The 14,808-nt window shown below is 58.8% G+C and carries 14 protein-coding genes; 10 read left to right on the top strand and 4 right to left on the bottom strand.

Translation table 11 applies throughout. The annotated features are described in order from the left end of the window. Nucleotide 1: 1 nt before the first annotated feature. The 9 genes from GS620_RS19195 to GS620_RS19155 all read left to right on the top strand — a co-directional run bounded on the left by GS620_RS19195 (nt 2) and on the right by GS620_RS19155 (nt 9,668). The gene (locus GS620_RS19195) at nt 2-967 is read left to right on the top strand and encodes a LysR substrate-binding domain-containing protein (RefSeq protein ID WP_171617434.1); all 966 of its coding nucleotides are present in this window, start codon (nt 2-4) and stop codon (nt 965-967) included. Nucleotides 968-1,049: 82 nt separating this feature from the next. Beyond that, a complete protein-coding gene (locus tag GS620_RS19190) occupies nt 1,050-2,480 on the top strand; it encodes an NAD-dependent succinate-semialdehyde dehydrogenase (protein ID WP_171617433.1) in 1,431 nt (476 codons plus the stop codon). Between the two features lie 167 nt (nt 2,481-2,647). Next, on the top strand, nt 2,648-2,797 hold the full coding sequence (locus GS620_RS19185) for a hypothetical protein (RefSeq protein WP_171617432.1): 150 nt from the start codon (nt 2,648-2,650) through the stop codon (nt 2,795-2,797). A gap of 15 nt (nt 2,798-2,812) precedes the next feature. Continuing rightward, on the top strand, nt 2,813-3,160 hold the full coding sequence (locus GS620_RS19180; protein ID WP_171617431.1) for a hypothetical protein: 348 nt from the start codon (nt 2,813-2,815) through the stop codon (nt 3,158-3,160). Continuing rightward, nucleotides 3,153-4,397: a gephyrin-like molybdotransferase Glp gene (glp, locus tag GS620_RS19175; RefSeq protein WP_171617430.1), complete on the top strand. Its 1,245-nt coding sequence runs from the start codon at nt 3,153-3,155 to the stop codon at nt 4,395-4,397. Before GS620_RS19180 ends, glp begins: the two co-directional genes overlap by 8 nt. Nucleotides 4,398-4,610: 213 nt before the next feature. Then, nucleotides 4,611-5,861 (top strand): sarcosine oxidase subunit beta family protein, encoded by a 1,251-nt coding sequence (locus GS620_RS19170; RefSeq protein WP_171169725.1) that lies wholly within the window; start codon nt 4,611-4,613, stop codon nt 5,859-5,861. A gap of 12 nt (nt 5,862-5,873) precedes the next feature. Further along, nucleotides 5,874-6,161, top strand: a complete 288-nt coding sequence (locus GS620_RS19165) for a sarcosine oxidase subunit delta (protein ID WP_171364392.1) — start codon at nt 5,874-5,876, stop codon at nt 6,159-6,161. After that, complete coding sequence (locus tag GS620_RS19160; protein ID WP_171617429.1) at nt 6,158-9,112, top strand: sarcosine oxidase subunit alpha family protein; 2,955 nt, start codon at nt 6,158-6,160, stop codon at nt 9,110-9,112. Before GS620_RS19165 ends, GS620_RS19160 begins: the two co-directional genes overlap by 4 nt. Then, the gene (locus GS620_RS19155) at nt 9,105-9,668 is read left to right on the top strand and encodes a sarcosine oxidase subunit gamma (protein WP_171119333.1); all 564 of its coding nucleotides are present in this window, start codon (nt 9,105-9,107) and stop codon (nt 9,666-9,668) included. Before GS620_RS19160 ends, GS620_RS19155 begins: the two co-directional genes overlap by 8 nt. Here the strand turns inward: GS620_RS19155 and GS620_RS19150 are convergent. The 4 genes from GS620_RS19150 to GS620_RS19135 all read right to left on the bottom strand — a co-directional run bounded on the left by GS620_RS19150 (nt 9,627) and on the right by GS620_RS19135 (nt 13,369). Beyond that, on the bottom strand, nt 9,627-10,658 hold the full coding sequence (locus GS620_RS19150) for a GlxA family transcriptional regulator (protein ID WP_171119332.1): 1,032 nt from the start codon (nt 10,656-10,658) through the stop codon (nt 9,627-9,629). The two genes, GS620_RS19155 and GS620_RS19150, sit on opposite strands and share 42 nt — an antisense overlap. Before the next feature lie 45 nt (nt 10,659-10,703). Further along, on the bottom strand, nt 10,704-10,943 hold the full coding sequence (locus GS620_RS19145) for a hypothetical protein (RefSeq protein ID WP_171119331.1): 240 nt from the start codon (nt 10,941-10,943) through the stop codon (nt 10,704-10,706). A 259-nt stretch (nt 10,944-11,202) separates the two neighbouring features. Beyond that, nucleotides 11,203-12,360, bottom strand: coding sequence for an aromatic ring-hydroxylating dioxygenase subunit alpha (locus tag GS620_RS19140; protein WP_152460334.1), 1,158 nt, complete (start codon nt 12,358-12,360; stop codon nt 11,203-11,205). A gap of 103 nt (nt 12,361-12,463) precedes the next feature. After that, complete coding sequence (locus GS620_RS19135; protein ID WP_171205174.1) at nt 12,464-13,369, bottom strand: LysR substrate-binding domain-containing protein; 906 nt, start codon at nt 13,367-13,369, stop codon at nt 12,464-12,466. Nucleotides 13,370-13,509: 140 nt separating this feature from the next. On the opposite strand from GS620_RS19135, the gene GS620_RS19130 reads away from it, so the two are divergent. After that, nucleotides 13,510-14,454, top strand: a complete 945-nt coding sequence (locus GS620_RS19130; RefSeq protein WP_171617428.1) for a PDR/VanB family oxidoreductase — start codon at nt 13,510-13,512, stop codon at nt 14,452-14,454. Nucleotides 14,455-14,808: the final 354 nt, after the last annotated feature.

The following is a 14,808-nucleotide window of genomic DNA, read 5'->3' as shown; positions in this document are numbered from 1 at the left end:
CATGGTTGGACGCCACTCTCGCATCGTTGACCGCGCCTTGACCCGCCTGAAGCTGCGACAGCTGCGTCTGCTGGTTGCAGTTGGCGCGCATGGGAACATTCAGAATGCCGCGCGTGAGCTGGGAATGTCTCAGCCAGCGGCAACCAAGATGATTCAGGATCTTGAACTGGATTTCGAAGTCAAGCTGTTCACGCGCACCAACCGAGGCGTTGTGCCAACGGTTTTTGGCGAAACTCTCATACGTCACGGGAAGCTGATATTTGCTCAGGTTTCCAACGCCGCGCAGGAACTGGACGATCTGAACGAAGGAAATTCCGGCCGTGTCGTGGTGGGCACGTTGCTTGCGGCGTCAACCAGCCTGCTACCCGCCGCCATCGAACTGCTGCTGAAAGACCGCCCGAACGTTGCAGTCAAGATCAGCGAAGGGACCAACGAGGTGCTCATGCCCCGGCTGCTGTCGGGTGAGATCGACATGGTTGTAGGACGCCTGCCGTCGCACCGGCATCGCGACAAGATTCGACAGGAAAAACTGTTCGAGGATCGGATATTGGCCATTGTCGGCCCTCAACACCCGCTGGCAGGGCGGGACGCCGTGACCTTTGCGCAAACCAAGCCGTTTGGCTGGATTCTTCCCCCGCAAGAGACCACGTTGCGACGTCAGGCGGATCATTTTTTCGTCGGCCAACAGCAATATGTGCCACCGGTCGCCATTGAATCCGTGTCCTACCTGACGAACCGGGCGCTGCTGCAATCCCGCGACCTGATCGGCCTTATGCCTGCCGAGGTCGTCGTCCAGGATATCGAAAACAACCATCTTGCCCAGCTCGCCTGGGAGGTTCCTTTCGGGCAGGGGCCGATTGGAGTGTCCTTCCGTGCCGACGACGATCTGTCGCCTGCGGGGCGCGCTTTCAAAACGGCCCTGCATCGGGCGGCGCAGAGCAGACAGACCAGATATTCGCCAATTTGATATCCGTATTCGCGCAATGCGCTTGAACTCATGCGAGGCATCGCGCGATCAAAAAATCAAGGCAGATGGAGGCGCCGGTTTCATGTATCCAGAGCTCAGGCTGTTCATTGGCGGCACGTGGCGAAAAACCGGGCGCGATATCCCGGTTGTCAACCCGGCAACCGAGGAAGAACTCGGTCGATTGCCTTGCGCATCGGTGAAAGACCTGGACGACGCGCTGCAAGCGGCCGTCGAGGGCTTTCGGCTGTGGCGCCGCACATCGCCGCGGGAACGTGCGGATACGATCCTGCGGGCGGCAGCCCTCATGCGTCAGCGGCAGGAAGAAATCGCGCATTCCATTACTCTGGAACATGGCAAGCCTCTGAAGCAGGCCCGGCTGGAGGTCATTCGCGGCGCCGAGTTCTTTGAATGGGATGCGGGCGAGGCGATGCGGACCTATGGAAGGATCATTCCGGCGGCGCAGGGTCACAAATTTGCAGTTCATCACCAGCCTGTCGGTGTTGTTGCGGCATTTTCGCCGTGGAACTTCCCTATGAGCCAACCTGCCCGGAAAATCGCCGGTGCTTTGGCCTCGGGCTGTTCGGTGATCCTGAAAGCGGCAGAAGAAACGCCTGCCGGCGCTTTGCACATAGCAAAAGCGTTCGAAGATGCCGGTCTGCCAGCAGGGGTTCTGAATTTGGTGTTCGGTGAACCATCCGAGATATCCGGCCATCTGATCCCGCAGGACCCCGTTCGCCTGGTGGCCTTCACCGGATCGACAACCATCGGGCGTCATTTGACCACTTTGGCGGCCCAACACGACACCCGAGTGCTCATGGAGCTGGGCGGCCACGCGCCGGTCATCGTTTGCGAAGATACGGATGTGCAATCTGCGGCCGTTTCAGGCGCGGTCCGCAAAATGCGCAATGCCGGTCAGGTCTGCACTTCGCCAACCCGTTTCTTCGCGCATGAGAGCATTTTTGACGCCTATGCGGCCGGGTTTGTTGCAAGGGCCAAGGTCACGGTTGTCGGCAATGGGCTTGACGCAACCGTTGAAATGGGCCCAACGGCCAACGACCGGCGCGTGCCAGCCTTGTCAGAGCTGGTTGAAGACGCAGTGGCACAGGGGGCAACGCTTGCCACAGGGGGATCGCGGCTTGGTGAGCGGGGATATTTCTTTGAACCCACGGTGTTATTGAACGTTCCTAAAGCGGCGCGGATCATGCGCGAAGAGCCGTTTGGACCGGTTGCGGTGATCAACCCGGTGGCTTCGCTGGATGAGGCGGTCGATCTGGCGAATTCAATTCCCTACGGGCTGGCGGGGTACGCTTTCACCAATCGGGCGGATTACATCGACCGTCTGATTGACGAGGTCGAGGTCGGCAATCTGTCGATCAACACGCTTGAAGCATCGATGCCGGAAACGCCCTTTGGGGGCGTGAAATCCAGTGGCTATGGTCGGGAAGGCGGAACCGAAGGCCTTGAGAATTACATGACGGTCAAGAACGTCTGGCATTCGGTCAAGATCTGCTGAAAAAGATCCCGACACCTTCACTTGTCGACTTTTCGCGACCAAGCCGGCCTTTTTCCTTTCGAAACCGACCAAAGGGCCAGCCCAGCGCTGCGGTTGTGATTTCAATACCTGCGGAACCGACAGAGGCGGCAATGTGCCCTTCCTGATGGGGCGCCCGAACGCGGATCATGACCTATGTCAATGACAGTAAACCCGCCTTGCTGTCCATTGGCCGGGAATTTCTGGCCGGACCGTGCGACAAAAACCATCGCGTCCTTTTGCCGGTGATGATCAGCGTTTCGGCTAACCTGCTGGGGGTTTCCCGCCGGGTGGCCTGAGCTCCGGAGGGACGGATGAACACTTGGCTGACGCTATCTGCACCAATCCCTGCCGGGGATACCGAGGGCTTCGAGAGGTTGGCGGGGCTGCCCACCGTAACGTCCACCTTTGGCATGAACTCTGACTGCGCGCGCGTGTCTGAGCTTTGCGGCCAACCCGAGCCAGATTTGTCGTCCGAGCAAGAAGGCGATGACGGCATAGGTCGCGCCGCGCATGGACGGTATGGCATGGGTACGCTGCCGTTCGTTGCTGATCCCAGCTCGGATTTGGAAAGATTCAAGGCCGACCTGCCCAATCCCGATCCGGCCAAACAGCCGGGATTTGCAGGACGCTTAATACTTTCGGAGACTCAAAATGGCTGATGGATGTGCCTGTGACCGCCACGCCCACATGTATCTGACTGTCGAGGACGCCCTTGAGCGCGGTCTTTCCGTCGCCGATCCTGTTACCGAAACCGAGATTTTGCCGCTGGAACAGGCTATAGGCCGGGTTCTGGCCGAGGATTGCGCTAGCAAGGTCGATATGCCTGCCTTCGACAACTCGGCCATGGATGGCTATGCTATCCGCACCGGTGATCTGGGTGACGGGCCGGTGTTCGAGCTGCCCATCGCCGGGCGCGTGGCTGCGGGTGACTGCGGCGACCATGATGCCCCCGAAGGCAGCGCTTTGCGCATTTTCACGGGCGCTCCGGTGCCGCCTGAATTCGATGCCGTGCTGATGCAGGAAGATTGCGATCTTCTGATCGACAGGATTCGATTCAGCCGCCGCCCGAAACCCGGCCAGCATATCCGGCGTGCGGGGGAAGATCTTTGTGCCGGGAGTCCGGTCCTGCGACGGGGCTGTCAAATTGGACCGCGCGAGATGGCCGCCCTGGCATCCGCAGGGTATGGTGAGGTCCTGGTGTTTCGAAAACTGAAGGTCACGATCTTTTCGACAGGCAGCGAACTGCGTCAACCGGGCGAACCCCTCGGCCCCGGCCAAATCTACAACTCGAACCGTTATATGCTGCTGGCGCTGTTGCAAAAACCCTGGATCGAACTGACCGACCGGGGACCGGTCGAGGATGACCCGACCCGTCTGGAACAGGTTCTGCGCGAGGCATGCGATGCCTCGGACCTCATCGTCACGACTGGGGGCGTGTCAGTCGGGGATGAAGATCACATGCCCCGGCTGTTCAGCGCGATTGGCGGTGAAACCGATGTCATGAAAGTGGCGATGAAGCCCGGTAAACCGGTCATGTTCGGGCGGCGCGGGCGCGCTCTTTACGTTGGTCTGCCCGGCAACCCGGTGTCAGCTTATGTGACATGGCAGATAATCGGGTCGCAGATGATGGCGCGGCGCGCAGGCTTGTGCCACAGACCTCAGATACCTGTTCAGGCCGTGCTGGCTGAACCCGTGCAGCGTCGCGCGGGTCGGCAGGAGTATCGTCCGGTCCAGATTGACGGCACTTCGCCGCGTGGCCTTCCCAATGTACGTCTGATGGCGCCCTCCTACAGTGGACGTGTTGCCTTGCTGGCGCAGGCAGACGGGTTGGCGATCATACCGGCCGAGATCGAAGACCTGCCCGCCGGGCATTCGATTGAATTGTTGAGGTTCTGATCCCCGCAACAGGTGCGATGCGATTTATCTTGCAACTGCAACGCCGCGGTCATGGTGGGCACCCGGAAAACTGCCCGATCGCGCGCCAATCAATCCGAATACCGGCCTGAAAATTGTCGCAACCGATAAACTCCGTGACGGATTACGTCGTGACTGGGGCTTTCCCGGCGGCACATGATGCTTCGGCGCACTGAGGGTTAAGGACACATATTCATGCGGTATTCGGCACTCGCGATCATGCGGCAGGTTTTGAAAGGGCACCGGGGCTGGACACCGGCTTGGCGCGATCCCGAGCCTCAATCAAGCTATGATTTCATCGTGATCGGCGGCGGCGGTCACGGCCTTGCGACGGCATACTATCTGGCCAGGGAACACAACGCCGCCAAGGTGGCGGTTCTGGAAAAAGGCTGGATCGGTGGCGGCAACGTCGGGCGCAATACAACGATCATTCGCGCCAATTACCTGTTGGATGGCAACCAGCCATTCTATGAGCTGTCGCTGAAACTGTGGGAAAATCTTGAACAGGACCTGAACTACAATGCGATGGTCAGTCAGCGCGGTATTCTGAACCTCTGTCATACGGACGCGCAGCGTGACGCGTATCGTCGTCGTGGCAACGCGATGATGTTCACCGGCTCTGGGGCGGAACTGCTGGATGCAGAGGGCGTTCGTGCGATGTATCCGTTCCTGAGCTTTGACGATGCGCGCTTTCCGATCAAGGGCGGTCTGTTGCATCGTCGCGGTGGTACGGCGCGTCATGACGGTGTCGCTTGGGGCTATGCCCGTGCCGCGGATCAACGGGGGGTCGACATCATCCAGAATTGCGAAGTCACCGGGTTCCGCATCGAAAACGGAAAACTGCTGGGTGTTGAAACCACACGGGGTTACATCGGCGCCAAGAAGGTAGGCGTGGCGGTTGCCGGGTCTTCCGGGCGCGTGATGGCACAGGCGGGGATGCGCCTGCCGATCGAAAGCCACGTGCTCCAGGCCTTTGTGACGGAAGGGCTGAAACCGGTGCTTGACGGGGTGATCACTTATGGCGCCGGACATTTCTATGTCAGCCAATCGGACAAGGGCGGTCTGGTCTTTGGCGGCGATATCGATGGCTACAATACCTATGCACAACGCGGCAACCTGCCCGTGGTCGAGGACGTGGCCGAAGGCGGCATGTCCCTGATGCCGATGATCGGCCGCGCGCGCCTGCTGCGGATGTGGGGCGGCGTGATGGATATGTCGATGGATGGTTCGCCGTTCATAGATCACACCGGAATTGAAGGGCTCTATTTCAATGGTGGCTGGTGCTACGGCGGTTTCAAGGCAACCCCAGCATCTGGTTTTTGTTTCGCGCATCTGATGGCCACCGACCGACCGCATGACGTTGCAACTGCCTATCGGCTGGACCGGTTCAGAACCGGCCGGATGATTGACGAAAAAGGTGTGGGCGCACAGCCCAACCTGCACTGAGGAGGCCCGCACATGATCATCAATCATCCACTGCTTGGCCCGCGAGACGCGTCCGAATTCACCTATCTGGGCGACGCGAGCCTGATCAATCGGCCCGACTGGCAATCCGACACGGCCGCCGCCGAGTTTCACGACTATGTCTACCTGCGCGAGAACCCGGCAGGAACCCACCGAGAGCTGTGGTTTCACGAGCAGGGCGACCGCTCGTGGCTGGTTGTGACACGCGACACGCTGACCCATGAAATTCTGGCAACAGAACTGGCGCGGGATGTAGCCCGCAAGACGGGACGGGGAAAATGACCCAGAACAATCGTTTGCAGGGCGGTCTGATCGACCGGTCCAAAAAGCTGCGCTTTACCTTCGATGGCAAATCCTACGAAGGCTATAAGGGTGATACGCTGGCCTCGGCGCTGCTGGCCAATGACGTGCGGTTGGTTGGCCGTTCGTTCAAATACCACCGTCCACGCGGTGTGCTGGCCTCGGGCTCGGAAGAGCCCAACGCGCTGGTCGAGCTGGGTACGGGCAACCGGCAGGAGCCCAACACACGCGCGACCACGGTCGAACTGTTCGATGGGCTCGAGGCGACATCGCAGAACCGCTGGCCCTCGCTCGCCTTCGATGCGCTGTCGATCAATGATCGGCTTTCGCCCTTTTTGACGGCGGGTTTCTATTACAAGACCTTCATGTGGCCCAAGGCGTTCTGGGAAAAGCTCTATGAACCGATGATCCGCAAGGCGGCCGGTCTGGGCAGCCTGACGCAGGAGGCCGACCCGGATATCTACGACAAGGGCTATTTGCATTGCGATGTCTTGGTTATCGGCGCCGGTCCTTCCGGCCTGATCGCGGCGTTGACGGCGGCGCGGTCTGGCGCGCGGGTCATTCTGGCGGACGAAGACAGCCGGATGGGTGGGCGTCTGTTGTCTGACTGTGATCGGTTCGAGGGCATTTCGAATGCCGATTGGGTCGCGCTGACACTGGGAGAGCTGGCGTCGATGGACAATGTGCGCCTTCTGACGCGCACCACCGTGTTCGGCGCCTATGATCACGGCATTCACGGCGCGCTTGAGCGGGTCTCGGATCACCTTGCGGTGCCCGAGGCGGGGAAACCGCGCCAGATTCTGTGGCGCATCTACGCGAAGCACTCGGTGCTTTGTGCCGGCTCTACCGAACGTCCGATTGCTTTCGAAAACAACGACCGACCGGGCATAATGCTGGCGGGCGCGATGCGGGCCTATGCAAACCGCTGGGCTGCGACACCGGGCCAGCGCGTGGCGATCTTCACCAACAATGACGAAGGACACCGCGCCGCACAGGATTTGATCAAAGCCGGGATCAAAGTTGTTGCCGTGATCGACCCGCGCCACGATGCACCGCGCATTGCCGAATGTGAATTGCTGGCCGGGGCGCAGGTCACGAACGCGCAGGGCCGTTTGGGGCTGAAATCGATCACCGTGCAGATGGCCGATGGTCAGACCCGCCCCATCGAAGTAAGCGGTCTGGGCGTTTCGGGTGGGTGGAATCCGAATGTGCAGCTGACATGCCATCAGCGCGGCCGCCCGCAATGGTTCGAACCGCTTGCAGCCTTCATCCCACCGGCTGAGCTGCCGAAAGGTATGGCTGTCGCCGGTGCCGCCGCGGGCAACCTGACCAGCCACGGGGCGATCTCCTCGGGCACCAATGCGGCACTTGCGGCGCTTGACGGCCTGGGGATCAGGGCCTGTCCGGTCAACCTGCCGAAAGCCGAGGATGATGAGATCCGTATCACCCCGTTGTGGCATGTGCCCGGCAAAGGCCGCGCCTGGCTGGATTTCCAGAATGACGTGACCGTCAAGGATGTCAAACTGGCCGAACAGGAAGGCTTCCGCAGTGTCGAGCATCTGAAACGCTATACCACCCTTGGTATGGCGACGGATCAGGGCAAAACCGCGAATGTCGGCGCGCTGGCCGTGATGGCCGAGATCACCGGCAAGAGCATTCCCGAAACCGGCACGACCATCTTCCGGCCACCGTACACGCCCGTGGCGATGGGGGCCTGGGCCGGGCGCTCGGTCGGAAAAGAATTCAAACCTACGCGACTGACGCCCAGCCACCAATGGGCCCAAGAACAGGGCGCGGTATTCGTCGAGGTGGGCCCCTGGCTGCGTGCGCAATGGTTCCCCAAGGCTGGTGAGACCCATTGGCGCGAATCCGTGGATCGCGAGGTTCTGGCCGTACGCAGCGGTGTCGGCGTCTGCGACGTGACCACGCTGGGCAAAATCGACGTGCAGGGCGCGGATGCCGCAGAGTTCCTCAACAAGATCTATTGCAACGGCTTTGCCAAACTGCCGGTGGGCAAGACCCGTTATGGTCTGATGCTGCGCGAAGACGGTATTGCCATGGATGACGGCACCGCCGCCCGCCTGGCCGAGGATCACTTTGTGGTCACCACCACAACCGCAAACGCGGTTGGTGTCTATCGCCACATGGAGTTCGTGCGCCAATGCCTGTTTCCGGACATGGATGTGCAGATGATTTCGACCACCGACGCCTGGGCACAATATGCCATAGCGGGCCCGAAATCCCGCGAGTTGCTGCAAAAGGTCGTTGATGACGGCCATGACATCAGCAACGAAGGTTTTCCCTTTATGGCGTGTGGCGAGGTGACCATTGCCGGGGGGATCCCGGCGCGGCTTTTCCGCATCTCGTTCTCGGGCGAGTTGGCCTATGAGCTGGCTGTGCCTACCCGGTACGGTGACGCGCTGATCCGACATCTGATGGCGCTTGGAGAGCCCTTTGGCGTAACGCCGTATGGCACCGAAGCGCTTGGCGTTCTGCGGATTGAAAAGGGCCATGCCACCGGAAACGAACTGAACGGAACCACCAGCGCCCACAATCTGGCCATGGGGCGCATGGTCTCAGCCAAGAAAGACAGTATCGGTGCGACGCTCAGCGCACGCGAAGCACTGACCGATCCGGATGGCCTGGCTTTGGTCGGCATTCAGCCGGTCAACAACGCCGATACCGTGCTGGCAGGCGGCCATGTGTTCGACGAGGATGCGCCACACCTGCCGGAAAACGATCTGGGCTATGTCACATCGGCTGCCTATTCGCCGCACCTGTCCAGCAGCATCGGCCTGGCCTTTGTAAAACGCGGGGCGCAGCGATTGGGCGACACCGTGCAGATTGTCAGCCCGGTGGATGACACCAACATCAAAGCGACGCTTGTCAGCGCGCATTTCGTTGACCCCGAAGGAGAACGGCTCCGTGCGTGATTTTGTTACCAAGACCGCCATTGGCGGCAGTGAACCCAAACGGGACGTGGTCGGAACTCTGACCTTTCAGGAACGGGAGGATGTGGCGCTGGCATCCGTCTCGGCCCGGTTGGGACAGGAGGAAACCGTCAAAGCCAAACTTCAAACCGTTTGCGGAATCCCGGCGCCTGAGGCGGGGCGGTGGGAAAAGGGCGAAACCAGCAGCCTGCACTGGCTGGGCCCGGATCAGTACCTGTGCGAAGAAGCTTTTGCAGGCCCGTTGGACCTGGCCAGGTGTATGGAAGCCGAGCTGGCCGGCATAGCGTCGGTGACCGATCAGTCGGACGCGTTTACACGCATCGACATGACCGGGCAGGGTGCAACAGGCTTGCTGCAACGACTGACCGTTCTGGATGTCGAACAGATGCAGGCCGGAGCCTTCAACCGCACCGCAATCCATCATGTGGGATGCCTGCTGCGCTGCAATGAAGCGGGAACGGATTTTTCGATCTACGCGCCACGCAGCTATGCGATTTCAGTTCACCACATGCTGATCGAGGTGGCCAGGGCCCTGTGAAGGACGGTGCCCGAAGGACAAAGCCGCGTGTCTGGCGCCGCGGCTTCGGTCCTTGCGCTCCTGAGTCGGCGGCAGACCGAATTCGCGCCGATAGTTGCTTGAAAACGAGCTGGCGCTGTCATACCCGACCGAAAGCGCGATTTCCTGCAAAGGCTGGTCGGTGTAAAGCAGTTTCTGCCGCGCCGCATCCAGTCGCAGCCTGCGATAGTAGCCTCCGGGGCTGATCCCGGTTTCCTTCTTGAAATGCCGCTCCAATTGCCGGATGGACATGCCAACGCGTTTCGAAACCTGCTCGATCGAGATCTTGTTTTCGATGTTGTTTGCAAACAACTCGATGGCCCGCCGAACCGGGCGCGGCAGGGCATTGCGGGTCTGATTTTTGCTGTAGCCTGGCAAAACCTGCAATGTATCGGCATCACGCAAAGTCGCGTATTGGAACCAGCAGGCCGTTTCGACGGCAACCGCATCGGACACCTCATCCGAAATCACGCCCAGCATGAATTCAAAAACCGCTGAAGTCCCGGCAAAGGACATTCGGTTGCGATCTATCGTATAGAGCGTGTCGCACAGGTTCACCCTGTCGAATTGTTCCTTCAAAGCAGCAGTATAGCAGAAATGCGCGCTACAGCTGTAACCATCGAAGAACTTTTCTTCCGCCAGCGCAAAAAGTGAGCCGCTGACCGAACCGATCCGCGCGCCACGGGACAAAAGCCGCCGCAGCGCTCCGCCCGAAGCCTTGCGATCCTTCAACCGGGCTGAGGCCCCGGCAAAGACCAGCACGACGTCAGTTTCCTCCACCTCGGACAATGCCTTGTCAGGGTTGATGCTGAGGCGTGAGCTGGACATGATCTGTTGCCCATCTTCCGAAACGACAGTCCAGCCAAGACCATCGCTGCGGCTGATCTCATTGGCCACGCGCAGCGGGTCGATGGCCATGGACAAGGCAGCAAGCGGGAAATCTTCGAGGCACAGAAAGGTAAAATGGGTCATGCTTTGTCTCTTTGCCAGCACGATACCCCAACTACACCGATTTCGTCAGAACACCAAACGATGGGCGCGGCCGCGCTCGTATAGTTTTCGGTTCAACTCATCCGCTTCGGGCGCGCCGTATTCCAGCGCGAACACAAACGCATGTGTAAGGTAAAAACAAGCAGCGTCGAGATCCTGGTTTTGCTCGGCCCGGTCGGCTGCCTCGTGGTACAGCCGGATCAGCGCAGGCACATCATTATCCGCATGAGCCTGCAACAGGTGCTTGTCGAGTTCTTGCAGATCCAAGGTCAGCCTCTTACCGGAAACGCGACGTGTGTTGGTCTGTACGTAATCATCATACGCTTTCTACCTTTTTGCGCCTGAGTTCTGATTTCCCAGCGCCGTTAACGATGCGGACCGGCCCTTGATGAACCCATCAGACGCATCCGCATGCGTCTTTGCGCGATCGCGGAACATCGCCTGCATCTGCGATGTTCCTGATTGCAAATGACCGAGCAGGATACATCCGTGGCGCCCTCGGCCCATGATCCGGCCGGAAAGCCGCCTATGCCTCGGCACGGGCTTTTTCGATCTGAGTGGCCACCCAGTGGTGGAAACAATGCGTTGGGCCATCCATCGCGGGCGAGAAACGGCCGCCGTCGAATTTGACACCATGACGGCCTTTCTGCATGCCCTCGACCACGAACACATCCTCTTCGAAAACGGTTTTCCAAAGCTGCGCGTTCTTTGCGCGCAACGCTTCGTGCTCGGGTGCGTCTTCCGGTTTTTTGGCGTAGTACAGCTCGATCCTTTCGTTCGACCGCTCATGCGTGATCGGATCAATGATGAACGCGAATCCGTGGTCGCGCTGAACACCCAGCAAGGTGTTCGGGTACACGACGATGTATTCCGCCCCTTCGTTCCACTTTTCGCTCAAATTCTGGAAGTCATCCAGTTTTTCGCCGTTCTGACCTTCAAACTGGCGATAGACGTAGGTGCCCTGACCCGAATACTTGCCCAGTTCATTGATGTTGTAGTGGTCTTCCAGACGCGAATAGCTGTTGAGACCCGGGTGAACCCAGGGCAGGTGATAGCTTTCGCAGAAATTCTCGACCGCCAGTTTCCAGTTCGACTCCAGCTCGAGCCGGACAGACGCGCCGGCACCGCCATGATACATGGGCTGTTCGAAATCTTTCCAGCGTTCCATCAATTCGCGATGGACCTCTTCGAACTCCGGGGCGTTGCCATCCACATTTACGAAGACAACGTCGCGCCAGACATAGGAACGAATGCGGATCAGGCCCAGTTCAGCAAAGTCCAGATCTTCATGTGTGTTCTGTCCGGGGCCACCGACATGCGGCGCAGTGCGCAGTTCGCCATTCAGGCCGTAACACCAGCTGTGATAGGGGCATCGGATCGCGCCGCGGATTTTCTGCGGCTTGTCGACCAAAATCATTCCGCGATGGCGGCAGGTGTTCTGGAAAACGCCGATCTGCCCGTCACGGTCGCGCACCATCAGAAGCGGCACACCGAGGAAGTCGATCGGAAAGGCATCTCCCGCTTCGGGAATGTCCTTGCCAAAACCGATGCCCGACCAGTTCGCGAACAGGACCGCCTCCCGTTCCTCGGCGAAGACATCGGGATCGATATAATGCTCGTTCGGCAGGCCCTTGGCGGTGTTTACCGGGGTCAGAACAGACGAAAGCGCTGAATGCTTGTTCATCGGTTGCTCCTGAGTAATTCGGAATGTGTTGAACGTTACTCCCATTGGCCGGTCGAGCCGGCTTCATTCAATATCAAAAAACCTCATGGCCGATTGAGGCAGACTAAACCGAACCCCCGGACAATTCATCCAGCAACCAGTTTTTCAGCGCCAGGGCACCTTCTGTCAGTTGGTCGTCCGGGCGACCGACGAGGTAAAAATTGTTCGGGGCAGGGAGGCTGAATTCTTCCAGCGCAACAAGTTTTCCTGATGTCAGCATGGGCTGGATCAAGCGTTTCCACCCCAATGCAAGCCCGGCCCCTTTCCGGGCCAACTGTAACGCCAACGCATAGCTGTTTACGCGCGACTGCACCGGTACAACTCCGGTATATCCGAGGTCGTGAAACCAAGACGGCCAAGTGGTCCAGGTGTTGTCCTGCGTTTCAAGGTGGATCAGGCGACGTTCGACCAGGTCTTCAAGGCTTGCCCCCTTCAGTTCCATGGCCATCTCGGGGCTACAGACCGGCGTCAGAGTATCACGGTACAGTTTAGTATGGTTCAGCTGCGAGTTCACGTCACGACCGTAACGGATGAAAAAGTCGATATCCGGTCTGTCCGAGAATGGCTTGTCTTGCGCCATCTGGTTCACTTTTACGTGCGGGTAGTCTTGCCAGAACCGGATGACCGACGGAGAAAGCCACAACGCCGCCACTGCGGTAGTGGACCCGACCGTCACCGGATTTTCTGAATCGCCGCTGCGAATCTTTTCAAGCACCTTCGATATCTGCCGGAACGACGAACCGAGCACTTCAAACAGGTCCTGGCCATCCTCGGTCAGCTCTACGCCCCTGTGCTTTCTGACGAACAGCGCCGAACCCAGTTCACTTTCCAGCGCTTTTATCTGGTGGCTGACAGCGCCTGGCGTAACCGACAGTTCGCCGGCCGCTTCTTTGAAGCTGAGATGCCGCGCGGCGGCCTCGAAGGCCGACAAAGTCGTGAGTGGTGGAAGATTATAGTGGCGTCGTGACATGGGTGCTGCGTAGCTCAAAAGGTAGAGGTGAGTTACATTCATCCGAATGTGAGAAATTTTGCAATTGAAATCTATGTTTTTTCCTGCTGTTTGCGATCGGGTACAGAACCAAAGTCGACCGAGAACGAACAGGATGTGTGATGGATACACAAGTTGCCCGCCTCGTGCGCAAAACACGGCTGAGCCCGGACACGTCCGATTTTTGCTTTGAAATCGAAAACGGCCGCTTCACAAGCCTTCAACCCGGCGCACATGTCGATATCCATCTGGCCGACGATCTGGTGCGGCAGTATTCACTGTGGAGCTGGAGTCAGGACGGCCGTGTAATCAATGTCGCCGTCAAACGCGAAGATGAAGGGCGTGGCGGCTCGGTGGCCATGCACGCGCTTCAAGAAGGGGCGATGGTCGAAATCGGCGGGCCGCGGAATCACTTCAAACTCGAAAACCACGATCGGCATGTCACGTTGATCGCAGGCGGCATCGGGGCGACTCCGCTGGTTGCAATGGCGCGGGAACTGATGAACCGCGGGCAGGATTTTCAGGTCTACTACCTTGTAAGATCGAAAGAATTTGCAGCGATGGACGCGCAGTTCAGGTCCCTTGGGCTGGAGGAATGGTATCATTTGCATTGCGACGACACAGACGGCAGGTTTGATCTGGCATCGGTCATGCAATCGATGCCCGTCGGTGCGGATGTGTATACCTGCGGACCTGAACCGATGCTGAATGCTGTTTTGGAAGCAGGTGCATCCTTGCGTGGCGGGGCAATCCATTTTGAACGATTTGCACCCGCTTCTGACATCGACCACGACCCAAACGCGGAATTTCAGATCGAAATCCAGTCAACCGGAGCGGTCTACCCGGTCGGAAAGGAGGAAACCATTCTCGAAGTATTGCAAAGCAACGGCGTGCAGGTCGATTTCGGCTGCTCTGAAGGGTTGTGCGGGTCATGCATTGTTGACGTAGTGTCAGGGCAGGTCGATCACCGCGACGGAATACTCACACCGCAAGAGCAGGAAAGCCACGAATTCCTGTGCACCTGCGTTTCGCGGGCCAAGTCCGATAAACTGGTCTTGAAGCTGTGAAGGACGCAGTGGTCACAACAAATCATGTCGCCGTAGTGTTCTCGCTAACATCGCAATCGAGTGAATTCGGTGGTCGCTTCATGTGATCGAAGTGTCGGATTCTCAAGTTAGAACATCTCACCCTTGCTATAGGTTTTTCGAAACTGGAAACCCAACAACCACTTTGGATGCTGCGACGATATTCAACCTCAGGCTGACTTACCACCAGGACCGGTGATGACAGCAGGCAGCAAGTAATCGGAGGAAATTTGCAGTAAGAGACGTAATGGGAGCACGCGTTATTACTGCAAGCCCAAGTTTGGGCTGAACACAACTCAGCATCGGTTTGTGCAACGTGCATGATTGTCCACGTCG

Source organism: Ruegeria sp. HKCCD6428 (assembly GCF_013110595.1).
In the GTDB taxonomy this organism is placed as follows: Bacteria; Pseudomonadota; Alphaproteobacteria; order Rhodobacterales; family Rhodobacteraceae; genus Ruegeria.
The sequence above is the reverse complement of the archived record's forward strand: the minus strand, read 5'-3'. Positions and strand labels throughout refer to the sequence as shown.

Excerpts from the sequence above, each read along its gene's own strand:
- GS620_RS19185 (WP_171617432.1), top strand. The coding sequence starts at position 2,648 with ATGACCTATGTCAATGACAGTAAACCCGCCTTGCTGTCCATTGGCCGG.
- GS620_RS19180 (WP_171617431.1), top strand. The coding sequence starts at position 2,813 with ATGAACACTTGGCTGACGCTATCTGCACCAATCCCTGCCGGGGATACC.
- GS620_RS19135 (WP_171205174.1), bottom strand. The coding sequence starts at position 13,369 with ATGTCACGACGCCACTATAATCTTCCACCACTCACGACTTTGTCGGCC.
- GS620_RS19130 (WP_171617428.1), top strand. The coding sequence starts at position 13,510 with ATGGATACACAAGTTGCCCGCCTCGTGCGCAAAACACGGCTGAGCCCG.
- glp (WP_171617430.1), top strand. The coding sequence starts at position 3,153 with ATGGCTGATGGATGTGCCTGTGACCGCCACGCCCACATGTATCTGACT.
- GS620_RS19165 (WP_171364392.1), top strand. The coding sequence starts at position 5,874 with ATGATCATCAATCATCCACTGCTTGGCCCGCGAGACGCGTCCGAATTC.
- GS620_RS19195 (WP_171617434.1), top strand. The coding sequence starts at position 2 with ATGGTTGGACGCCACTCTCGCATCGTTGACCGCGCCTTGACCCGCCTG.
- GS620_RS19160 (WP_171617429.1), top strand. The coding sequence starts at position 6,158 with ATGACCCAGAACAATCGTTTGCAGGGCGGTCTGATCGACCGGTCCAAA.
- GS620_RS19140 (WP_152460334.1), bottom strand. The coding sequence starts at position 12,360 with ATGAACAAGCATTCAGCGCTTTCGTCTGTTCTGACCCCGGTAAACACC.
- GS620_RS19190 (WP_171617433.1), top strand. The coding sequence starts at position 1,050 with ATGTATCCAGAGCTCAGGCTGTTCATTGGCGGCACGTGGCGAAAAACC.
- GS620_RS19150 (WP_171119332.1), bottom strand. The coding sequence starts at position 10,658 with ATGACCCATTTTACCTTTCTGTGCCTCGAAGATTTCCCGCTTGCTGCC.
- GS620_RS19170 (WP_171169725.1), top strand. The coding sequence starts at position 4,611 with ATGCGGTATTCGGCACTCGCGATCATGCGGCAGGTTTTGAAAGGGCAC.